26 protein-coding genes are annotated in these 21,057 nt (G+C 39.3%); 2 read left to right on the top strand and 24 right to left on the bottom strand.

Going from position 1 to position 21,057, the window contains the following annotated elements:
* Nucleotides 1–19 precede the first annotated feature (19 nt).
* The 18 genes from Q9306_RS07080 to Q9306_RS07000 form a co-directional block, all read right to left on the bottom strand.
* Nucleotides 20–421: a F0F1 ATP synthase subunit epsilon gene (locus Q9306_RS07080; protein ID WP_306196703.1), complete on the bottom strand. Its 402-nt coding sequence runs from the start codon at nt 419–421 to the stop codon at nt 20–22.
* A gap of 20 nt (nt 422–441) precedes the next feature.
* The gene (atpD, locus tag Q9306_RS07075) at nt 442–1,836 is read right to left on the bottom strand and encodes a F0F1 ATP synthase subunit beta (RefSeq protein ID WP_306196701.1); all 1,395 of its coding nucleotides are present in this window, start codon (nt 1,834–1,836) and stop codon (nt 442–444) included.
* A gap of 152 nt (nt 1,837–1,988) precedes the next feature.
* Nucleotides 1,989–2,846 (bottom strand): ATP synthase F1 subunit gamma, encoded by an 858-nt coding sequence (gene atpG, locus Q9306_RS07070; RefSeq protein ID WP_306196699.1) that lies wholly within the window; start codon nt 2,844–2,846, stop codon nt 1,989–1,991.
* A gap of 204 nt (nt 2,847–3,050) precedes the next feature.
* Nucleotides 3,051–4,559 carry a F0F1 ATP synthase subunit alpha gene (atpA, locus tag Q9306_RS07065; RefSeq protein WP_306196697.1) on the bottom strand — a complete coding sequence of 503 codons (1,509 nt, stop codon included), beginning with the start codon at nt 4,557–4,559 and terminating at the stop codon, nt 3,051–3,053.
* Between the two features lie 11 nt (nt 4,560–4,570).
* Nucleotides 4,571–5,113 (bottom strand): F0F1 ATP synthase subunit delta, encoded by a 543-nt coding sequence (locus tag Q9306_RS07060; RefSeq protein WP_306196695.1) that lies wholly within the window; start codon nt 5,111–5,113, stop codon nt 4,571–4,573.
* Nucleotides 5,110–5,619, bottom strand: a complete 510-nt coding sequence (gene atpF / locus Q9306_RS07055; RefSeq protein ID WP_306196693.1) for a F0F1 ATP synthase subunit B — start codon at nt 5,617–5,619, stop codon at nt 5,110–5,112. The genes Q9306_RS07060 and atpF overlap by 4 nt, the downstream gene beginning before the upstream one ends.
* 126 nt (nt 5,620–5,745) lie before the next feature.
* Complete coding sequence (atpE, locus tag Q9306_RS07050) at nt 5,746–5,964, bottom strand: F0F1 ATP synthase subunit C (RefSeq protein WP_020061436.1); 219 nt, start codon at nt 5,962–5,964, stop codon at nt 5,746–5,748.
* A gap of 57 nt (nt 5,965–6,021) precedes the next feature.
* Nucleotides 6,022–6,744 (bottom strand): F0F1 ATP synthase subunit A, encoded by a 723-nt coding sequence (gene atpB, locus Q9306_RS07045; protein WP_306196691.1) that lies wholly within the window; start codon nt 6,742–6,744, stop codon nt 6,022–6,024.
* Nucleotides 6,745–6,751: 7 nt separating this feature from the next.
* On the bottom strand, nt 6,752–7,144 hold the full coding sequence (locus tag Q9306_RS07040) for an ATP synthase subunit I (RefSeq protein ID WP_306196689.1): 393 nt from the start codon (nt 7,142–7,144) through the stop codon (nt 6,752–6,754).
* A complete protein-coding gene (locus tag Q9306_RS07035) occupies nt 7,144–7,368 on the bottom strand; it encodes an AtpZ/AtpI family protein (protein ID WP_306196687.1) in 225 nt (74 codons plus the stop codon). The genes Q9306_RS07040 and Q9306_RS07035 overlap by 1 nt, the downstream gene beginning before the upstream one ends.
* A gap of 41 nt (nt 7,369–7,409) precedes the next feature.
* Complete coding sequence (locus Q9306_RS24575; RefSeq protein WP_368087050.1) at nt 7,410–7,454, bottom strand: DUF4024 domain-containing protein; 45 nt, start codon at nt 7,452–7,454, stop codon at nt 7,410–7,412.
* A gap of 398 nt (nt 7,455–7,852) precedes the next feature.
* Entirely contained in the window at nt 7,853–8,482 is a 630-nt protein-coding gene (gene upp / locus Q9306_RS07030) for a uracil phosphoribosyltransferase (RefSeq protein ID WP_020061432.1), read from the bottom strand.
* Nucleotides 8,483–8,799: 317 nt separating this feature from the next.
* Nucleotides 8,800–8,919 carry a helix-turn-helix domain-containing protein gene (locus tag Q9306_RS07025; protein WP_306196683.1) on the bottom strand — a complete coding sequence of 40 codons (120 nt, stop codon included), beginning with the start codon at nt 8,917–8,919 and terminating at the stop codon, nt 8,800–8,802.
* A 544-nt stretch (nt 8,920–9,463) separates the two neighbouring features.
* Nucleotides 9,464–10,705, bottom strand: a complete 1,242-nt coding sequence (glyA, locus tag Q9306_RS07020; RefSeq protein WP_306196681.1) for a serine hydroxymethyltransferase — start codon at nt 10,703–10,705, stop codon at nt 9,464–9,466.
* A gap of 178 nt (nt 10,706–10,883) precedes the next feature.
* A complete protein-coding gene (locus Q9306_RS07015) occupies nt 10,884–11,456 on the bottom strand; it encodes a TIGR01440 family protein (protein ID WP_306196679.1) in 573 nt (190 codons plus the stop codon).
* Between the two features lie 66 nt (nt 11,457–11,522).
* On the bottom strand, nt 11,523–11,966 hold the full coding sequence (gene rpiB, locus Q9306_RS07010) for a ribose 5-phosphate isomerase B (RefSeq protein WP_098917345.1): 444 nt from the start codon (nt 11,964–11,966) through the stop codon (nt 11,523–11,525).
* 99 nt (nt 11,967–12,065) lie between these two features.
* Nucleotides 12,066–12,506, bottom strand: a complete 441-nt coding sequence (locus Q9306_RS07005; RefSeq protein WP_306196674.1) for a low molecular weight protein arginine phosphatase — start codon at nt 12,504–12,506, stop codon at nt 12,066–12,068.
* Between the two features lie 365 nt (nt 12,507–12,871).
* Nucleotides 12,872–13,369 carry a PTS sugar transporter subunit IIA gene (locus Q9306_RS07000; protein ID WP_306196673.1) on the bottom strand — a complete coding sequence of 166 codons (498 nt, stop codon included), beginning with the start codon at nt 13,367–13,369 and terminating at the stop codon, nt 12,872–12,874.
* A gap of 439 nt (nt 13,370–13,808) precedes the next feature.
* On the opposite strand from Q9306_RS07000, the gene Q9306_RS06995 reads away from it, so the two are divergent.
* Both Q9306_RS06995 and Q9306_RS06990 read left to right on the top strand, forming a co-directional pair.
* Nucleotides 13,809–14,195: a DoxX family protein gene (locus tag Q9306_RS06995; protein ID WP_306196671.1), complete on the top strand. Its 387-nt coding sequence runs from the start codon at nt 13,809–13,811 to the stop codon at nt 14,193–14,195.
* Between the two features lie 183 nt (nt 14,196–14,378).
* Complete coding sequence (locus Q9306_RS06990) at nt 14,379–14,987, top strand: flavin reductase family protein (protein ID WP_306196669.1); 609 nt, start codon at nt 14,379–14,381, stop codon at nt 14,985–14,987.
* Between the two features lie 552 nt (nt 14,988–15,539).
* Here the strand turns inward: Q9306_RS06990 and Q9306_RS06985 are convergent.
* The 6 genes from Q9306_RS06985 to prfA form a co-directional block, all read right to left on the bottom strand.
* Complete coding sequence (locus tag Q9306_RS06985; RefSeq protein ID WP_306196666.1) at nt 15,540–16,100, bottom strand: manganese efflux pump MntP; 561 nt, start codon at nt 16,098–16,100, stop codon at nt 15,540–15,542.
* 57 nt (nt 16,101–16,157) lie between these two features.
* Nucleotides 16,158–17,201 (bottom strand): L-threonylcarbamoyladenylate synthase, encoded by a 1,044-nt coding sequence (locus tag Q9306_RS06980; protein WP_306196663.1) that lies wholly within the window; start codon nt 17,199–17,201, stop codon nt 16,158–16,160.
* Nucleotides 17,202–17,308: 107 nt separating this feature from the next.
* Nucleotides 17,309–17,767 carry a GNAT family N-acetyltransferase gene (locus tag Q9306_RS06975; protein ID WP_306196661.1) on the bottom strand — a complete coding sequence of 153 codons (459 nt, stop codon included), beginning with the start codon at nt 17,765–17,767 and terminating at the stop codon, nt 17,309–17,311.
* A 52-nt stretch (nt 17,768–17,819) separates the two neighbouring features.
* Entirely contained in the window at nt 17,820–18,647 is an 828-nt protein-coding gene (gene spoIIR / locus Q9306_RS06970) for a stage II sporulation protein R (protein ID WP_306196659.1), read from the bottom strand.
* A 244-nt stretch (nt 18,648–18,891) separates the two neighbouring features.
* Nucleotides 18,892–19,740 (bottom strand): peptide chain release factor N(5)-glutamine methyltransferase, encoded by an 849-nt coding sequence (prmC, locus tag Q9306_RS06965; RefSeq protein WP_306196657.1) that lies wholly within the window; start codon nt 19,738–19,740, stop codon nt 18,892–18,894.
* Nucleotides 19,740–20,807, bottom strand: a complete 1,068-nt coding sequence (gene prfA / locus Q9306_RS06960) for a peptide chain release factor 1 (RefSeq protein WP_139207720.1) — start codon at nt 20,805–20,807, stop codon at nt 19,740–19,742. The genes prmC and prfA overlap by 1 nt, the downstream gene beginning before the upstream one ends.
* Nucleotides 20,808–21,057: the final 250 nt, after the last annotated feature.

Genomic DNA, 21,057 nt, shown 5'->3' with positions numbered 1-21,057 from the left:
ATCCCTTCACGGCTTTTCTTTACTTAAGATTTGAAACGTCCAAACGGTTAATCGCACGTTTAAGTGCCATTTCCGCACGTTTGAAATCAACATGTGCTTGTTTATCTTGCATACGTTGCTCAGCGCGGCGCTTCGCTTCGTTTGCACGATGAACGTCGATATGATTTGCTGTTTCAGCAGATGGTGCTAATACTGTTACTTTATCAGGGCGAACTTCAATAAAGCCACCGCTAACTGCTACGTAATCTGTATGTCCACCATTTTTCAAGCGAATTGCACTAATTTTAAGTGGTGCAACAGTCGGAATGTGACCTGCTAAGATCCCCATTTCCCCGCTCTCTGCTCTTACGCTTACCATTTCAACTTCGTTTTCGTAAACCGGTCCATCAGGAGTTACAATACTGACTGGAAATGTCTTCATAATTCGTCCCTCCTAAGGCCTTATGCCATCATTTTCTTCGCGTTTTCAATAACTTCTTCAATACCACCAACAAGACGGAATGCATCTTCTGGAAGGTCATCATGTTTTCCTTCTAGAATTTCTTTGAATCCACGAACTGTTTCTTTTACAGGTACATAAGATCCTTTTTGACCTGTAAACTGTTCTGCTACGTGGAAGTTCTGTGATAAGAAGAACTGAACGCGACGAGCGCGATGTACAACTAATTTATCTTCTTCAGATAACTCATCCATACCTAAGATGGCGATGATATCTTGAAGCTCTTTGTAACGTTGCAACGTTTGCTGAATTTGACGAGCAACTGCATAATGCTCTTCTCCTACGATTTCTGGAGAAAGTGCACGAGATGTAGATGCTAATGGGTCTACCGCTGGGTAAATACCCATTTGTGTTAAACGACGCTCTAAGTTTGTTGTTGCATCTAAGTGAGCGAACGTTGTAGCTGGTGCTGGGTCAGTGTAGTCATCGGCTGGTACATATACCGCTTGGATAGACGTGATAGACCCTTTATTTGTTGATGTAATACGCTCTTGTAATTGACCCATTTCTGTTGCAAGTGTTGGTTGGTAACCTACCGCAGATGGCATACGACCAAGTAGGGCAGATACTTCAGAACCAGCTTGCGTGAAACGGAAGATATTATCGATGAACAGAAGTACGTCTTGTCCTTGCTCATCACGGAAATGTTCAGCCATTGTTAAACCTGTTAACGCAACACGTTGGCGCGCTCCAGGTGGCTCGTTCATTTGTCCGAATACCATCGCTGTTTTCTTGATTACGCCAGAATCGCTCATTTCGTGGTATAAGTCGTTACCTTCACGAGTACGCTCACCTACACCTGCGAATACAGAGATACCGCCGTGCTCTTGTGCGATGTTGTTAATTAATTCTTGGATTAATACCGTTTTACCTACACCGGCACCACCGAATAGACCGATTTTACCACCTTTAATATAAGGAGCTAATAAGTCTACTACTTTAATACCAGTTTCAAGAATTTCTACTTTTGTAGATAACTCTTCGAATGCAGGTGCTTGGCGGTGAATTGGATCACGGCGTACATCCGCTGCCACTGCTTCACCTAAGTCAATTGCATTACCTAATACGTTAAATACACGACCAAGTGTTGCATCACCAACTGGAACAGAAATTGGTTTACCAGTATCTTCTACTTCTGTACCACGAACAAGTCCATCAGTAGAAGACATTGCTACTGTACGAACTGTATTGTCACCAAGATGAAGTGCAACTTCTAAAGTTAAGTCGATTGCGCCTTCTTTAATTCTAAGGGCATTGTAGATTTCAGGTAGCTTTCCGCCGTCAAACTTAACGTCTACAACCGGACCCATGATTTGCGTAACGCGCCCTTTATTCATCGGGTTCCCTCCTAGCTTTCTTTAAATTACCGGCTTTTCCACGAACAGTCGGTTTTCATTTTTTTATATTTCATTTCGCATGAAGACTATCGCTTCCGCTTTTTATCAATCCAGCTCCAGCGGCTAGAACGGTCCGCTTCCGCTTTTTATTTCTACTCTAACGCTGCTGCACCGCCGACGATTTCCGTAATTTCTTGCGTAATCGCTGCTTGACGAGCGCGGTTGAAAGAAAGTGTAAGTGTATCGATAACTTCCATTGCGTTGTCTGTAGCACTTTTCATTGCTGTCATACGCGCTGCATGTTCACTTGCTTTACCATCTAGCAATGCACCGTAAACTAAGCTTTCAGCGTATTGTGGCAATAATACTTTTAAAATATCTTCTTCAGATGGTTCAAACTCATATGAAGTTGTTGCTTTTTCAGATGCCACATCTGTAAGCGGTAAAATTTTCTTCTCCGTTACTTCTTGTGAGATCTTACTTACATAATGGTTGTAGTAAATATACAATTCATCATAAGCGCCATCTGTAAACATAGAAATTGCTCTTGAAGCAATATCTTTAATATCAGCAAATGCTGGTTGATCCGATAATCCAAGTACTTCATCAATGATATTAAAACCACGACGTTTTAAATAATCACGTCCTAGACGTCCAAGTACAATAATTGCGTACTGATTTGCATCCATGTTATGACGCTCTTTCACTACGTTACTTACTGCACGTAAAACGTTACTGTTATATCCACCTGCTAGTCCGCGATCCGATGTAATAACGATGTATCCTGTTCGCTTTACAGGACGCGCTGTTAGCATTGGATGATTTACACCGCTGCCTTGCGCTATGCTCGCTACTACTTCTTGAATCTTATCCATATACGGAACGAAAGATTTAGCATTTTGTTCTGCACGGCTTAACTTCGATGCAGATACCATCTCCATCGCTTTCGTAATTTGACTCGTTTTCTTTGTCGAGTTAATTTTCGCTTTTATATCGCGTAAAGATGCCACAGGTTTTCACCACCTTTTTTTCCGGAAGTTGGCATGATCAGAAAGAGTTCCATTTCGTCGATCTTCCTAATCGTTTTACTTGTTCATGATTGAAGGAAAAGAATAGGTGCACCTACTCTTTTCCTCTTCACATCCGTTAGCACTCTATGTAAGAGCCCTGTTTATATAGAAGTGGAGCGGCTAAACAGCCGGCTCCGCCTTTTATTATTCAGATGCTACGAAAACTTTTTTGAAGCCGTTAATAGCAGTTGCCATTTTTTCGTCTTCAGGAAGTTTTGTTGTTGTACGAATTTCAGTTAATAACTCAGCAGCATTTGTATCTAACCAAGCATGGAACTCGTCTTCAAAACGAGTGATATCTACTACTGGGATATCATCTAAGAATCCGCGTGTTAATGAGTAAAGAATCATAACTTGCTTCTCTACTTTTAATGGCTTATGTAAGCCTTGTTTTAATACTTCTACTGTACGTGCACCACGGCTTAATTTCGCTTGTGTTGCTTTATCAAGGTCAGAACCGAACGCAGCGAACGCTTCTAATTCACGATAAGATGCAAGGTCAAGACGAAGTGTACCAGATACTTTGCTCATCGCTTTAATCTGAGCTGAACCACCAACACGAGATACAGAAGTACCTGCGTCGATCGCTGGACGTACACCAGAGAAGAATAGATCAGATTGTAAGAAAATCTGTCCATCCGTAATAGAGATTACGTTTGTTGGGATGTAAGCTGATACGTCCCCTGCTTGTGTTTCGATGAAAGGTAATGCTGTTAAAGAACCAGCGCCTTTTGCATCACTTAATTTCGCCGCACGCTCTAGTAAGCGGGAGTGTAAGTAGAATACATCCCCTGGATACGCTTCACGACCTGGAGGACGACGTAATAGTAATGAAAGCTCACGGTATGCAGCCGCTTGTTTTGATAAGTCATCATATACAACTAATACGTGTTTGCCGTTGTACATGAACTCTTCACCCATAGTTACACCAGCATATGCAGCTAAGTATAATAATGGAGCAGGTTGAGATGCAGATGCAGTTACAACGATTGTGTAATCTAATGCACCGTGCTTACGTAATGTTTCAACTACGTTACGAACTGTAGATTCTTTTTGTCCGATTGCTACATAGATACAAATCATATCTTGATCTTTTTGGTTCAAGATTGTATCAAGTGCAACAGCTGTTTTACCAGTTTGGCGGTCACCGATGATTAACTCACGTTGTCCGCGTCCAATTGGTACAAGAGCGTCGATCGCTTTAATACCAGTTTGAAGTGGCTCATGAACAGATTTACGATCCATTACACCTGGTGCTGGGTTTTCGATTGGACGAGTTTTTGTTGTGCTAATTGGACCTAAACCATCTACTGGTTGACCTAGTGGGTTTACAACACGACCGATTAATTCTTCACCTACTGGTACTTGCATGATGCGACCTGTACGACGTACTTCGTCACCTTCACGAATTTCAGTATAAGGTCCTAAAATAATGATACCTACGTTATTTTCCTCTAAGTTTTGTGCTAGTCCCATAACGCCGTTAGCGAACTCAACAAGCTCACCAGCCATAACGTTATCAAGACCATGAGCACGTGCAATACCGTCACCAACTTGAATAACTGTACCAACATCGCTAACTTCGATCTCAGACTGATAGTTTTCAATTTGTTGCTTAATCAGTGCGCTAATTTCTTCAGCTCTGATGCTCATGCGCTTCACCCCTATCTATTCTTCATAAGTTCACGCTGAATACGTGCTAACTTTCCTTGTAAACTGCCGTCGTAAATGCGGTTTCCAATGCGGACTTTAATACCGCCTAGTAAATCTTCATCTACAACATTTTGAACGCGAATTGCATCTTTTCCTGTTTTCTTTGCAAATGCTTCTGCAACGCTCAGTTTCTCATCTTCTGTTAAAGAACGAGTAGAGTACACAGTTGCATCAGCTACGTTACGCTCTTCATTTGCAAGTGCAACATACACATCTACAATTTCAGGTACTAATGTTTCGCGATGATTATCAATTAAAAGATATAACGTGTTTAAAATCGGCTGAGAAACAGTAGAAAACACGTTAGAAAGAGTTTGTTTTTTCTTTTCTGCTGAAATGTTTGGTTGTCCTAAAAAAGTATGTAGTTCTTTACTACTTACAAAAACGCTTTGCACAAGGCGCAGCTCTTCCTCAAACATTTCTAGTACGTGTTTTTCTTTTGCGATTTGAAAAAGAGCGACAGCATAACGTTTAGCTACAATCTCATTGCTCATCGCGCTTCTCCTACCTCTTTAATATAATCGCGAATTAATTGAACTTGGTCTTCTTCTTTCAGTTCTTTTTGCATAACTTTAGAAGCAATTTGGACAGATAAAGAAGCAACCTGTTCTTGAAGAGCAGCAATTGCTTGCTCTTTTTCGCGTTGAATTTCTTGTACAGCAGATTCTTTAATAGATACTGCTTCTTCTTTAGCAGCAGCAACGATACTTTCTTTTTGATCCTCTGCTTGCTTTTTCGCTCTCTCGATTAATTCTTGCGCTTCAATACGTGATTGTTTTAACATTTCACGTTGTTCTTCTACTAACTTTCTCGCCTCTGCATTGTTCTTTTCCGCAGCGTCGATTTCGTTAGAAATATGATCTTCACGTTCCTTCATAATTCCCATTAAAGGTCCAAATGCATATTTACGAAGTAATGCTAATAGAATTAAGAAAACAACAATTGTATAAAGCATTGTTCCGTATGGAACAGCAGCAGCTCCTAATAATAGAGTTGGCACAAGGATTCACTCCCTTCAAAAATCTAAATTAAATAAATGAAAAGACAAGTAATGTTTCATTCATAAAGCAATGGCGAAGAAGGTCCCAAAACGATCTTCGCCACTTATTGTAAGGGGAGCTATCCCTTATTTGTTTAATACGATAAACGCGATTACTACACCGATGATTGGAAGTGCCTCAACTAAAGCTACCCCGATGAACATGATTGTTTGAAGTACACCACGTAATTCTGGTTGACGAGCAACACCCTCAACTGTGCGAGATACGATAAGACCATTACCAATACCAGCACCTAATGCAGATAAACCAATAGCAATTGCAGCTGCGATTACACCTAAACTCATTTTAAAAGTCCTCCTTTTTATCAATAAAAAATAAATTTTGTACTTACTGTAAATATATTAATGGTCGTGGCTTACTTTGTGAGCCATGTATACCATCGTTAACATTGTAAAGATAAATGCCTGGATAGCACCTACGAAAATACTGAAGCCCATCCACGCTAACATCGGTAGAACAGCACCTAATGCGCCGCCAAATGTACCGCTTGCTCCTAACTGAGCAAGTAACGTTAATAAAATCTCACCCGCATAAATGTTACCAAATAAACGCAGACCTAACGTCAATGTATTCGCAAATTCCTCAATTACCTTTAAAGGGAATAAGAACTTCATTGGTTGAATATAGCCTTTTAAATATTCTTTCGTACCCTTCATCTTAACTCCATAATAATGGGTGAGGGCAACTACCATCACGGCTAAAGTTAGAGTAACTGCTGGGTCAGACGTTGGAGATCTCCACCATGCAATATGCTCTCCACCTTCAGCTGTCGCAATCATGAACGGCAAACCGAGCATGTTTGCTACAAAGATATACATAATGAGTGTAACTCCAAGCGTTAAAAAGCGTCCACCTGTTTTCCAATCCATCGTACTATTAATCATACCTTTTACGAAGTCCATAACCCATTCAAAGAAATTTTGCATTCCTGTTGGACGCAAGGCTAAGCGACGGGTACCAATAACAGCGATGATAAATACGATTACTGCCGCAACAGTCGTCATCATAACAGAGGACAAGTCGAACGTTAAACCTAGAAATTCAACTAATTTACCGTGTTCCACTAGTAATTCACCTCTCTTCCCTGCTCTTATACTGTAGATAAAGAAAATCTATGATCATGACAAGATATCCTGTCAGCAATCCTAATGCCAAGCTCCACATCGCCATTAAATGCTGATATTTTGCTGCAAATAAAATTAATAGCCCTATCGCGGCTAATCTCGAATATGTACTCACTGCAGTCGCTTTATACTTCACTTGCTCACCTTGTGTAACGCGATCTAACAGCTTGTCCGTCTTGTGTGCAACGATGCGCAAACTAAGAAAACCGAAAATCGTTCCGATAATCAGTCCTAGAAAGACATCTTTGTATGAGGTAAAGCCCCATCCTAATACAAAGAGTGCGAGAAGGTTGTACATATATTTCTTTTGTCTTTGGACAAGTTCATGTACTTCTATCATCATTGCTCTCCCGAATAAAATTTTCGAATGAGTTGAATCATAGCATAAACCCCTGTTCCAAGTCCTAGTAATAAACCGATTACTAGAAATAATGGAAACGTTCCAAGCTTACCATCAATCCATTGCCCGCCAAAAATTCCAACTAAAATAGCACCAACGAGCTGAGAAAGAATTCCAGTCATTAAAGCATACGCCTTAAATGGACTACGCTTGTTTTCCTCCAAGGATTCATCCCTCCATATGTAAAGCCTCATTCACTATGTGTTTAAGAATGTGTTAATAATAACTCATTTTTTTGCATAAATCCTATTTAAATGAGAAAATTAATTTTTTTGTCAAAGAATAGACGAAAATTTGTCAATGAAAACCCTACCATCTATCCCCGTTGTTAGCATACAATAGGGTGTTAAACAGTGTCAACGTCAAATCGAAAAAAATCAAAAAATTTGAGTATTAGGTATTTATTCCCATAACTGAAAACGTTCTCCTTCAAAATAATGTTAAAAGTCGTCTACTTTCTAGACCTTTTCTCTTTATAATAGAAGAAAAATGTTCACAAGTTTGTCACTATTATATTTTCTTGATATATAAATTTTCACATTTGATATGACTTCCTCAAATAAGAAGTTTCTATATTATATGCAATTTCACCACAGATTATGTTGCACAAAAAAAACAGACGAGAAGGGTGCCTTCTCGTCTGTTGTCTTACTTCGTCCCAAATAAACGGTCGCCAGCATCTCCAAGACCTGGTACAACATATCCATGATCGTTTAATTTTTCATCTAATGCAGCCACGTAAATATCTACATCAGGATGATCTTCTTGAATAACTTTTACGCCTTCTGGAGCACCAACGATACACATTAATTTAATATGTTTCGCACCGCGCTTCTTCAATGAAGTAATCGCTTCTGATGCAGAGCCGCCTGTCGCTAACATTGGATCAAGTACGATAAAATCACGTTCTTCTACATCAGTTGGAAGCTTCACATAATATTCTACAGGTTGTAATGTTTCTGGATCACGGTATAAACCGATATGACCTACTTTTGCTGCTGGAATTAATTTCAAAATCCCATCTACCATTCCTAGGCCTGCGCGTAAAATCGGAATTAAACCAAGCTTCTTACCTGCAATCACTTTTGTTTTCGCTTTACTTACAGGTGTTTCAATTTCAATCTCTTCAAGCGGAAGATCGCGTGTAATTTCAAACGCCATCAAACTTGCTACTTCATCTACTAGTTCACGAAATTCTTTCGTACCTGTATTCTTATCGCGAATATATGTAATCTTATGTTGAATTAAAGGGTGATCAAAAACATACAGTTTTCCCATGTGAATCGCTCCTTCAGATGATATTGGTGCGTGAGAGCACACTGTTTTACACTATGTACGATTGTAAAGAAAACGCTTCTAATATTCAAGGGTGAATTTGGGATATAGATGTAAAACAACTGTCATTTCTATTTATTTTTCTTATTTAGACAAAAAACATACTTGTTGAATTGCTACTCAAAAAAAGAGATTGTTCTATAAATCAGTTACATAGACTTATGAGACAACCCTGTGAATGACATTGCATAGCGGTGTTTCCCATTCGGTTTGAATCCAAATTGAGTGAAAGTGAGACTGTTATATTCTTTATATTTTCTTTATTTATCTAAAAGAGCAGAGTTATAAGTTTGACGACAATATTGTAACCAACGTTCTAACATTTCTTTTTGTTCTTGGGTTGGAAAAATTTCATATTTTTGGCTCAGCAACATTGTCATCACCTACCTCTTTTTTTGTTGTAGGTTTTCAGATCCACACACAAAAATAGAATGTATGTTCCGTCTTGTTTCTAGTACTAACATACATGATGTTACATAAAAAGGAAAGAGAAATTTCGTGCTGTGTACGACCAACATTCATCCCCTCACTATTACTTGGGCTATCCCCTACACATGCTTGAGGAAGGGGACTTCTGTTGGAATTTTGTTAAGCCAATTACATTTATATGCAATATTGCATATAAAAATAAGTTGTAAAGTTAATTATGCAAAAGTATAATAAAGGTATAGATAAATAATAAAATATTCAGAAAAAGGAGAGATTGTTTATGGAAATCGCAATGGCAGTTTTAAAATTTCTAGGTGCAGTAATTCCATTAGTAGCAGACCTTTTAAAAGCAGTAATGTAAATCGTATTTAGTGCCATTATATTATTTTATAAGTATTATACAAATAATCTGTATATCAAACAAATTGAAAAAGAGCATAGAGAAAGGCGACTTTCCGTTCATGGCTGAACAGAAAGTCGCCTTTTTTATCTATCTTATAGCTCTTTATACATTGGGAATTTATCAGTTAAAGCATTTACACGCACGCGTGCTTCTTCTAATGCTGCTTCATTATCATGATTTTTTAATGTGTGAGCCATAATTGATGCGATTTCATCCATTTCAGCAAATCCGAAACCTCTTGATGTTACAGCTGCAGTTCCAATACGAACGCCGCTTGTTACAAATGGGCTAGCTGGATCAAATGGAATTGTATTTTTGTTTACTGTGATACCAACTTCATCTAATACATGCTCTGCAACTTTTCCAGTAATGTCTAAATTGCGAACATCAATTAAAATTAAGTGGTTGTCCGTTCCACCAGAAACAAGAGTAATTCCTTCTTTTTGCAAACCTTCAGCTAAACGATTTGCGTTGTTAATGATGTTTTGTGCATATGCTTTGAAGTCGCCCTGCAATGCTTCTCCAAATGCAACTGCTTTTGCTGCGATTACATGCATAAGTGGTCCGCCTTGAATACCAGGGAAGATGGATTTATCAATTTGCTTTGCAAATTGTTCTTTACATAAAATCATACCGCCGCGTGGTCCGCGTAATGTTTTATGAGTGGTTGTTGTTACGAAATCAGCGTATGGTACTGGGTTTGGGTGTAAGCCTGCTGCTACAAGTCCTGCGATATGTGCCATATCTACCATTAAATATGCGCCAACCTCATCAGCGATTTCACGGAATTTCTTGAAATCGATCACACGAGGATATGCACTAGCACCGGCAACGATTAATTTTGGTTTATGCTCTTTCGCTTTTTCTAATACGTCTTCATAATTGATGTGATGTGTATCAGGATCTACACCGTATTCAATGAAGTTGTATTGCACGCCACTAAAGTTAACAGGACTTCCGTGTGTTAAGTGACCGCCGTGGGATAAGTTCATACCAAGTACTGTGTCACCTTGCTCTAGAATCGTGAAATATACAGCCATATTTGCCTGTGCACCAGAGTGCGGTTGAACGTTTACGTGCTCTGCGCCAAAAATTTCTTTTGCGCGATCACGTGCGATATCTTCTACGATATCCACATGCTCACAACCACCGTAATAACGTTTCCCAGGATATCCTTCTGCATACTTGTTCGTTAATACAGAGCCTTGTGCTTCCATTACTGCTTCGCTTACGAAGTTTTCAGATGCAATAAGCTCGATTTTTGAACGCTGTCTTCCTAATTCTAATTCAATTGCAGCAAACACCTTTTCATCTTGACGTTTTAAATGCTCCACCAAAATCCCCCTTTTCTGAACGAACTACACCTATTTCCGATATTTTCCCTTCATTTCCTAAGAAAAAACGAAAGTTCTAGCTGTAATTCTTTTAAATCTTCACATTTTCAACTACATTCTAACACGACTCCACACATGATAAAAGAAAAAAAGACCAAATTCGGTCTTTTTTTCTTACTTAACTACAAGTAAACGTTTCCTCTTTTATTGCATATACTGCACGCGCTCCGCCAATTAACTTCGGACGCGCTTTTGCCATCGTTACATGAGCATGCCCAATCTCTTTCACTCGTGTGCGGACCGGAACAGCTACATGTTTTAAATGCATACCGATAAATGTATCTCCAATATCAATACCTGCATCCGCTTTTACGAACTCTACGATAACGGGGTCTTTCATATTATGATATGCATATGTTGCAAGAGCCCCACCCGCTGATCTGACAGGCGTAACAGTTACAATCTCGAACTGATGCTTTTCTGCGACTTCTCTTTCTACCACTAAAGCACGGTTTAAATGTTCACAACACTGAAATGCTAGGGTAATGTCATATTGCTCTTGAAAATGTTTTAACTCAGAAAAAATCGCCTCTGCTACTTCCATCGTTCCTGATGTTCCAATTCTTTCACCAAGCACTTCACTTGTACTACATCCCACAACAAAAAGGTTCCCATTCCGCAGCGTGGCTTGCTCTTGAAACTCAAAAAGCGCTGTTTGCAACTGCTCTTTTAATTGTGATATTTCACTCATTACGCTCTTCCTTTCGCAGGTAGGTTCAACAAATTATATTACTTCTTACTAGAAGTTAGACTACAATTACTTCGCTTCGTATGCTTTAATTTTTCCTACACGATTTTCATGACGGCCGCCTTCATAATCCGTTGTTAACCAAATCTTCGCGATGTCGCGCGCTAATCCAGCTCCAATTACACGCTCACCCATTGCTAGCATGTTCGTATCATTATGTTCTCTCGTTGCTTTTGCACTAAATGTATCATGCACTAATGCGCAGCGAATGCCGTGTACTTTATTTGCCGCAATTGACATACCAATGCCTGTTCCGCAAATTAAAATACCACGATCTACTTCACCATTTGCAACCATTTCTGCTGCTGGGAATGCAAAATCAGGATAATCTACAGAACCTGCCTCGCACTCACAACCTAAATCAATATATTCAATGTTCAATTCTTCTAATAGACTTACGATTTCTTTACGAATATTCAATCCGCCATGATCAGATGCTACAACTACTTTCATTCTAAACCCCTCCAAATATAAAATGAAACTTCTATTAGTAGAAATCTCTTCTTTCCATTAAATCAGCATAATCTCCAATATCGTATTATACACGAAACATTAGCTTTCTGAGTGTTTTTTCACCAAAGTTTGCACAAGTTGTTGCATTTCTGCCAGTGTCGCTTGATAGACAGCAAGCGAACCGCCAAAAGGATCAGAAATATCCTTATTTGTACCTTCTACAAATTCGTATAATGTATGCACTTTTTCGCTTACTTCTGGATGGTGCGCTAATAAAAGCTGACGATGTCCTGCGGTCATCGTCAAGACAACATCCGACCACTCTAACAACTCTTCTGTCACTTGCTTGGAAGAATGCGCAATCAGGATACCTTTTTCTTCTAACGCATTTTTAGCATGAAGAGATGCATCGCTACCAACCGCCGCAAAAACACCGGCAGATTGTACATCAAACTGCCCCTTACCATGATGACGTAATAGTGCCTCTGCCATCGGGCTGCGGCACGTATTTCCTGTACAAACGAATAATACTCGCTTCACCAAACACCACTCCTTATGATGAATATCTCTTTTCATCATAACTCACAATGATAGCGAAAAAAAGAAATGTATATATAAGTTAAAAAACAGACATAAAAACCGCTTTTTTAGGGGAGGGCGAGAGCGTCTAGTCGTGTATAGGAGCGGTCAGATCCCTTTTTCCTGCCACATGCGAGGTTTGAAACAAAAGGAGCAAGCCAGTAGCAGGTATGTTGTATTCTGCATAGCAATGGCTTATGTGCCGGAAAATTAAAATGGATATATAGTAACACAAGAAAAAATATACCACTATTCTCCATTTTAACACCCAACATAAAAAAGGAATCCATTCCGATTATGAAATGGATTCCTGATTTGTCAAACGATTATTTCATTGTTACTTTCATTACTCCAGTTGAACCTTTTGTAGCTGTTACACCTACAGTTGTTTCAATAGATTCTGTTGCATCTGTGTTTGTAATAACGATTGGTGTAATTGTACTTTTCGCTTTTTCACGAATTAATTCTAAATCGAAAGAGATTAATTTATCGCCAGCTTTAACAGTTTGTCCTTCCGATACATGCGTTTCGAAACCTTCGCCTTCCATTTTTACAGTTTCTAATCCGACGTGGATTAAGATTTCTGCACCGTTTGTTGATTTAATCCCTACAGCATGTTTTGTGTGGAATAATTGTACAATCTCACCATCTACCGGGGATACTACTACACCTTCAGTTGGATCGATGGCAACACCGTCCCCCATCATACGACCAGCGAATACTGGATCTGGTACTTCTTCAATATTTTTCACTTCTCCAGTTAATGGAGATACGATTGTTTCTGCATTTGTTTTAGAACCAAAACCAAATAATTTTTTAAACATAGGATAATCCTCCTCATCATTCACCGCTTTAGCGATATAAAAAAATTTCCATAAAGTGAAACTTCCATCAGTGACGCTTTTTTCACTGATGGTTAGCCCGCCCAACCGGGCTTTTACGGGCAGTTTTCTTCCCTGTTCTTCCTCATCCTTTACTGCCCGTTAATGCGGGATAAAAATGAAATTATTAACCAGACCCTTATTGTATCGCCTCGCAAAATTCCAGTCAATTCAGACTGTCTGAATTTAATCGAAAAGGAAGCGAATTCCCTTTGATTTTTCCCACAAATTTTCTAAAACGCTTAACAACATCATTATCTTTTCATTTATTGTTTGTAAAATTTATTTTTATTTATTTAATTATCCACTTGACTAAAGTAAGTAACTATTTTATTATTACTTACATAAGATAAGTAAATAAACTTTTTGGAGGTTTTATAAAATGATGAACATTGGTCTTCTTATTATTCGTCTTATTATCGGGATTACTTTCATGGGGCATGGCGCTCAAAAGTTATTTGGCTGGTTCGGTGGTTACGGTTTAAAAGGAACTGGCGGCTGGATGGAATCAATCGGCTTACGACCAGGCGTATTGATGGCATTTATGGCCGGAGCAACTGAATTACTAGGCGGTTTCTTATTTGCTGCTGGTATTTTCACTTGGGTAGGTGCTCTATTTATTGTCGGCACGATGTTAGTGGCCATCATCACAGTTCACGGTAAAAACGGCTACTGGGTTACACAAAACGGCTTTGAATATAACCTTATTTTAATCGCAGTTGCAGTTGGCGTAGCGCTTATTGGACCTGGTGCTTACACGTTAATTTAACTAAAAATCTCGAATTCAAGATTTTTTCCAATGGGGCTGATTCAAAAGACTTCTACATCTCTTTTGAGCCAGCTCCATTTTTTATCCCCTTACAAAAATATATTTTTCCAGCAGGAGTTTCCCCCTTTTATCTTGTAAACAAACAAAGAAGTGCTACACATATTAAGAAGGGGGATTACATATATGCTGTCTATTAATCCAAATGAGCAAACTGAAAAAGACAATTACAAATTACTAACGGGAAGCATTATTCCGCGCCCAGTTGCATTTGTCACAACTGTTACAAATGAGGGGATCCTAAACGGCGCCCCGTTTAGCTACTTTAATATCGTTGCGGCGAATCCGCCTCTTATCTCCGTTTCCGTACAACGAAAAGATGGAAAGCCAAAAGATACAGCACGAAATGCAATGGAAAAAGAAGAATTTGTCGTTCATATTTCTGATGAATCTTATGCAGAGGCTATTAACAAAACAGCAGCTAATCTTCCTCCAAACGAAAGCGAAATTGAACTTGCCAAACTAACACCAATTGATAGCGATGTCATTTCTGTACCAGGGGTAAAAGAAGCAAGTATTCGTATGGAATGTGTATTAGAGCGCGCGATTCAATTAGGTGGAACAGAGGATTCCCCAGCATGCGATCTACTAATCGGTCGCATCGTCCGATTCCATATCGCTGAGCACCTATATGAAAATGGACGCATTCACGCTGAACAACTAAAACCAATAAGCCGATTAGCCGGGCATAACTACGCAAAACTTGGAGAGCAATTTGAACTTGTAAGGCCGTAATTAAAAGCGGAGGCGACTGTTCAGCCCCGTCGACTAAGGTTCTTTCGTACAAAAGGTGCTCTTTACCTTTTTGTGCGGAAGGTTCTTAGACGGGAGGGGCTAGGAGCCGGAGCTGGATAGATTAAAAGCGGAGGCGACTGTTCAGCCTCGTCGACTAAGGTTCTTTCGTACAAAAGGTGCTCTTTACCTTTTTGTGCGGAAGGTTCTTAGACGGGAGGGGCTGGGAGTCGGAGCTGGATAGATTAAAAGCGGAGGCGGCTCGCTCAGAACAAGAGGGGGATGGAGCTTCTGACATAGAGGCGCTTTTTGCCTCGGCGGAAGACGCGAAGCCACCGATATATTATGTAAATACTACGAAAGCCCAGCTACTTATCGCAGCTAGGCTTTTACTCTTCGCGAAATGATTCTGCTTCTTTCTTCGGTTTCGCTAATTTCACAACAAAGAAATATAAGGAAATAAGATAAACCAGAAAATAAAAAAGCTAACAATAATATCAAAAAATCGTTTGATTTTAACCATAGTCGTCATTCCTTCTAAGAAGTTGACTGCGTTCATACTGAAAATAATAATTTTATCCCAAATCCAACAAGTATAATACCGCCAAGTACTTCTCCATATGTTCCAAGAAAGCTATGTGCCTTGCGACCAATTAACAATCCAAACCAAGTAAGCATCATGCTCACAATACCGAATATGAGAATTGTAACAAACGTACGCGCTCCGTAAAGACCGAGACTTAAGCCAACCGAAAAACTATCCATACTCACACTAAAAGCAAACAATAGTAAACTTGCCCCGGCCGGAACATTTCTATGCTCATCATCATGTGACATTGACGTATACACAATGTGAAATCCTAATCCCATTAATAAAATACTACCTATAATAGTAGCAACAGAGCCAAATTGCTCTGATAAAAAACGACCAAGCATCATACCGATAAAAGGCATAATGATATGAAATGTACCAATTGTAATGCCTATATAAAAGATTTGACGCAGCTTAAGCGTAATCATCCCCATACCGAGACTAACAGAAAACGCATCAAGCCCTAGCGCAAATGCCATAATAAATAGCGGCAACAATTCGCTTATAATATGTTCAATCGTCATAATGTCCCTCCTCGGACTTGCTACTTCACAATATGCACGTCCGAGGAGAGTTAGAATTTATTTTTCGAAGATGATTTGGTGACCTGCAGCTTTTGTTAAACGATTCATGATTGCACTGCCAATCCCCTCGCTTGGGAACGACTCGCTAAAAATAATATCAACACCACTTGCGTCAAATGTACGCAATACATCATAAAGCTTTGTCGCAACGGTTGCTAACTCACTGCGCTTTCCGCAAGAAAGAACAACGTCTGCTTTATACACATGCTCATATTCCTCTGTTGTTAATACACCTACTTTATAACCTTCTTGCTTTTTATTATCCACAAGTTGTTGAATAAATGTACGTGAACCTTCAACAATACTAAGTGGGGCTTTCGGTGCATAATGTGTATATTTCATCCCTGGCGATTTTGGTTTTTCCGTTTCATCCTTTAATGCTGGATCTAATAAAACAGGGCCAATTACTTCTTCTAATTGTTCCTTCGTAATACCACCCGGACGCAAAATCGTTGGTATTTCACTCGTACAATCTAGTACAGTTGATTCCACACCAACACCAGTTGCCCCGCCATCCACAATACCAGCAATTTTCCCATCTAAATCTTCATATACATGGGAAGCGAGCGTTGGGCTAGGGCGCCCAGAACGATTCGCACTTGGAGCCGCTACTGGTACACTTGCTGCTTCAATAAGCGCTAATGCTACCGGATGATCTGGCATACGAACTGCCACCGTCTCCAATCCAGCCGTTACTTTTTCAGAGATCCCGTCTTTTTTCGGAAAAACAAGCGTTAATGGTCCTGGCCAGAAATGCTTCATTAATACATTCGCAACTGGCGGAATATCAGCTACAATGCCATCTAATTGTTCTTCCGTACCAATATGTACAATAAGCGGATTATCGCTTGGTCTTCCTTTTGCTTCGAAAATTTTTGCAACAGCTTCGTCACTTAATGCATTCGCACCAAGTCCATACACTGTTTCAGTCGGAAATGCTATCGCTTCATTTTCTCGTAATAAATGCGCTGCTTCTTGTAATTGTGGATAATCTTTTTTTATTTCCACAACATTATCCACAGTCCACATTTTTGTATTCATTTTTTTCCACGTCCTTTTCTGCCATGAAATACTTGTTATTTGTAGTTTACTATGATATTTATCCAAAAGACAAATAAGATTTATCCACAAAATGTGGATAAATTCATTTAATCAGTGGATAACTTTGTGAATAGCTGACAATTTAGTATAATTACATTCGGTTGTTTTATATTTTTACAAAAATGTTCTAATTCCCGGATTCCTTCTGCTACAACATCCTTTTCAACCATTTCAAATTGAAAAAACTGAAATATTGTCACAGATTGTGGACTATTTGTGAGTAAATATAATTGTTCAATATTTTTCTCTTTAATATACTGTAAAAACGTTTCGAAAAAATGTAGGAACATCGTTTTATCCACAGCAGGTGTGAATAAACAAGAACGAAGAAGCGCATCATTTCCAGCTTGCTCATATCCAACAGCTGCTTGAATTTGTTCCTCTTCTTCTAATATCATAAAATTCCCATACAATTGATCTAAGCACTCTTCTTTCATCCGAGCTTGTCCAAAAAAGATTTGCAGTCTTTCCACATCTGCTTTTGTAGCAAAACGGATTTGTTTCATACACAATCCCTCCCCATACTTTTATATATGAGGAGGGATTCTTTTTTAGAACTTATTTTGAAAATAAAGATGTAAATGCCTCTACAATAAACAATTTTACTTCTGGCTTTTCTTCCGTTTCTTCTACTACCTTCACTTGCTCTTCTTGTTTACTAACACGCGGTTCTTCTTGCTTACTTTCTTCTTGTAATTCTTTTTCAATACGGTTTTCTTGCGCAGCCTTTGCTTTCACTTTTTGTTTCGGTGCGATTTGCGTCTCTTTCTTCACTTTAAGAAATTGTTTTACTTCTTCTTTTACAATTTCTTTCTGTTCATAATTTTCTTCTATATCGTCTTCATCAATTGTTTCTGCCTGTACAACATTCTCTTCTCGCTTTACAGCTGTACCACTTGAAAAGTCTAAGAAACACATAGGTGGGAATAACACACACCACCAATTTGCCCCTTCACCTTTTCCGATTGTCACAAGTACTGCTTCATACTCTCCAGCTGGATAAATAAAGTTTCCATATACTTTCGTTGGAAATTTTATATGTTTATTAAACTGAACTGTAAAAGTTTCCTTACTACCTTCTCGTTTCAATGTTTTTGCAACTGTTTGTTCAAGTTCTGGAATGCGGCTTTGAATGACGCGGCGTGCGTCTTCAAACGATTTTAACTCTGCCACCCAGCCATCGATTTGCGCTTTCACTTCATCACGCACTTTACGTTTTAACTCTTGGTCTTCCTTCGAATCACTATTAGCCAAAATACGTAATCGAATTGCCTCTTTTGGAATTAGGACAGGTCCCTTTGCATCAGCTTTCATATATCCAAAGTGCGCAATCATTTGTGCACCGATTAATAATAAAAGTAGATAAGCAATCGCTTGTTTTTTCATCTTATCTCCACCGCCCCTTCAGTAAAACAGTGTAGACAAGTTTTTTTCTTTCTAAACTACTAAATTTAGAATCTATTCATTTTTTAAACGAGCGATTACATGTCCACTGATATATCGGCGATTTTCACAATATATCGACCGTTTTTTTAAAATATATCGGCGTTTCGACACAATTTAAAGATCCTTCAGCAATGTTCGGCATGCCGAATGCACGAAAGGGAGCTGACTCAGCTCCCTTTTAAAATTACATTTCCGCAAAGACCATGCGATCTTTCCCGTTAATATCAAATACCACCTCTACATGCGCATGAGGGAATGTTTCTTGCAGTAAGGCACGTACATCTTCACCTTGTCCTACACCCACTTCAAAAGCAACAATTGCCTCTTCTTGCAGCACCTTTGGCAATTCCTCCATAAAGCGGCGATAGAAATCAAGCCCATCTTCACCGCCTACAAGTGCACGCTTTGGCTCATGCTCTTTCACTACAGAAGAAAGACCTCTCCAATCCTCTTCTGGAATATAAGGTGGATTTGACACAACGACATCTAGTTTTTGCTTCGTTTCCTGAAATGGCGACAATAAATCACCGTGATAGAACGTTACATTCGCCTCAAGTTCTGCCGCATTTTTTTGCGCCACTTCAATTGATTCCGTGGCAATATCGACTGTGTATACATGTAAATGCGGATTTTCTAAAGCAAGAGTAATTGAGATTGCTCCGCTCCCAGTACCAATGTCCGCCACATGCACATCTTTATCACCAAATTTGCGGCGAATACGTGTTAACACACCTAGCACAAGTTCCTCGGTTTCCGGTCTTGGAATGAGCACTTCTTCATTTACGAAAAATGAGCGCCCATAAAACATTTCATATCCAATTAAATACTGAACAGGAATACCCTCCACATGCTTATGAATAAAGTTTGTAAAAGTTTGCTCTTGTTCTGCCGTTAATTCTTCACGCATGTTCATCATCAAACCTGTTCGATTCGTCTTTAATACATGACAAAGGACAATTTCTCCCGCATTTTCATCACGTCCATGTTCACGTAAAAAAGAAGAAGCCCATTTCAGGGCTTCATAGACACGCATTACTCAGCTGCCTCCATCTTTTGCGCCTGATCTTCCATCACTAAGGCGTTGATGAAATCATCTAACTTACCTTGTAAGATTTGATCTAGCTTTTGAATCGTTAAACCGATTCGATGGTCTGTAACACGGTTTTGCGGGAAGTTGTACGTACGAATACGCTCAGAACGGTCTCCCGTACCAACAGCTTGTTTACGGTTTTGATCGTACTCAGCTTGTGCTTCTTGTCTAAACTTATCATAAACACGTGCACGTAATACTTTCATTGCTTTTTCTTTATTCTTAATTTGTGACTTTTCATCCTGACAAGAAACAACTACACCAGTCGGTAAATGCGTTAAACGTACCGCTGACATCGTTGTATTAACACTTTGTCCACCAGGGCCACTAGAAGCAAACGTATCAACACGAACATCTTTTTCATGAATATCAATCTCTACTTCTTCTGCTTCTGGTAATACAGCTACAGTTGCTGTAGAAGTATGGATACGTCCGCCAGATTCTGTTTCGGGAACACGTTGCACACGGTGTGCACCATTTTCAAATTTCAATTTTGCGAAAGCGCCTTTACCGTTGATCATAAAGATAATCTCTTTATATCCACCTAGTTCTGTATAGCTCGCTTCGATAATTTCAGTTTTCCAACCTTGCACCTCAGCATAACGGCTATACATACGGTATAAGTCACCAGCAAATAATGCCGCTTCATCACCACCAGCAGCCCCACGAACCTCAACGATAACGTTTTTATCATCATTCGGGTCCTTTGGAACAAGTAAAATTTTCAGACGCTCTGATAATTCCTTCTCTTGTCCCTCTAGCTCAGAAACTTCCTCTTTTACCATTTCACGCATGTCAGCATCTAACTTCTCTTCTAACATCGCTTTTGCATCTCTTAATTGTTCACGAACATCTTTATACTCACGGTATACCTCTACCGTTTCTTGCATATCAGATTGTTCCTTTGAATATTCACGCAGTTTATTCGGATCACTAATAACCTCTGGATCACTTAGAAACTCGTTTAACTTTTCATAACGATCTTCTACAGCTTGCAAACGATCTAACACACCATTCACCTCAACATCCTAGTCTCTAATACACATAGTATATGGTACATAACAAAAAAAACGCAAATTATATTTTAAAAGCGAAGGCGGCTCGCTCAGAATGAGAGGGGGATGGAGCTTCTGACGTAGAGGCGCTCTTTGCCTCATAGGAAGAAGCGAAGCCACCGACCATTCTTGCCGCCGGAACTAGATATCACCTAAAAACAGATTCACATCTAACTATTCGCATTTTCTAAAAAAACCCGCCTTA

It is taken from the genome of Bacillus multifaciens (genome assembly GCF_030756675.1).
Lineage (GTDB): Bacteria > Bacillota > Bacilli > Bacillales > Bacillaceae_G > Bacillus_A > Bacillus_A multifaciens.
This window is presented reverse-complemented; position numbering and strand designations above follow the sequence as displayed.

Excerpts from the sequence above, each read along its gene's own strand:
- Q9306_RS07080 (WP_306196703.1), bottom strand. The coding sequence starts at position 421 with ATGAAGACATTTCCAGTCAGTATTGTAACTCCTGATGGACCGGTTTAC.
- atpD (WP_306196701.1), bottom strand. The coding sequence starts at position 1,836 with ATGAATAAAGGGCGCGTTACGCAAATCATGGGTCCGGTTGTAGACGTT.
- atpA (WP_306196697.1), bottom strand. The coding sequence starts at position 4,559 with ATGAGCATCAGAGCTGAAGAAATTAGCGCACTGATTAAGCAACAAATT.
- Q9306_RS07060 (WP_306196695.1), bottom strand. The coding sequence starts at position 5,113 with ATGAGCAATGAGATTGTAGCTAAACGTTATGCTGTCGCTCTTTTTCAA.
- atpE (WP_020061436.1), bottom strand. The coding sequence starts at position 5,964 with ATGAGTTTAGGTGTAATCGCAGCTGCAATTGCTATTGGTTTATCTGCA.
- Q9306_RS07040 (WP_306196689.1), bottom strand. The coding sequence starts at position 7,144 with ATGATAGAAGTACATGAACTTGTCCAAAGACAAAAGAAATATATGTAC.
- upp (WP_020061432.1), bottom strand. The coding sequence starts at position 8,482 with ATGGGAAAACTGTATGTTTTTGATCACCCTTTAATTCAACATAAGATT.
- Q9306_RS07025 (WP_306196683.1), bottom strand. The coding sequence starts at position 8,919 with ATGACAATGTTGCTGAGCCAAAAATATGAAATTTTTCCAACCCAAGAA.
- Q9306_RS07015 (WP_306196679.1), bottom strand. The coding sequence starts at position 11,456 with ATGAGTGAAATATCACAATTAAAAGAGCAGTTGCAAACAGCGCTTTTT.
- rpiB (WP_098917345.1), bottom strand. The coding sequence starts at position 11,966 with ATGAAAGTAGTTGTAGCATCTGATCATGGCGGATTGAATATTCGTAAA.
- Q9306_RS07000 (WP_306196673.1), bottom strand. The coding sequence starts at position 13,369 with ATGTTTAAAAAATTATTTGGTTTTGGTTCTAAAACAAATGCAGAAACA.
- Q9306_RS06995 (WP_306196671.1), top strand. The coding sequence starts at position 13,809 with ATGATGAACATTGGTCTTCTTATTATTCGTCTTATTATCGGGATTACT.
- Q9306_RS06990 (WP_306196669.1), top strand. The coding sequence starts at position 14,379 with ATGCTGTCTATTAATCCAAATGAGCAAACTGAAAAAGACAATTACAAA.
- Q9306_RS06985 (WP_306196666.1), bottom strand. The coding sequence starts at position 16,100 with ATGACGATTGAACATATTATAAGCGAATTGTTGCCGCTATTTATTATG.
- Q9306_RS06980 (WP_306196663.1), bottom strand. The coding sequence starts at position 17,201 with ATGAATACAAAAATGTGGACTGTGGATAATGTTGTGGAAATAAAAAAA.
- Q9306_RS06975 (WP_306196661.1), bottom strand. The coding sequence starts at position 17,767 with ATGAAACAAATCCGTTTTGCTACAAAAGCAGATGTGGAAAGACTGCAA.
- spoIIR (WP_306196659.1), bottom strand. The coding sequence starts at position 18,647 with ATGAAAAAACAAGCGATTGCTTATCTACTTTTATTATTAATCGGTGCA.
- prmC (WP_306196657.1), bottom strand. The coding sequence starts at position 19,740 with ATGCGTGTCTATGAAGCCCTGAAATGGGCTTCTTCTTTTTTACGTGAA.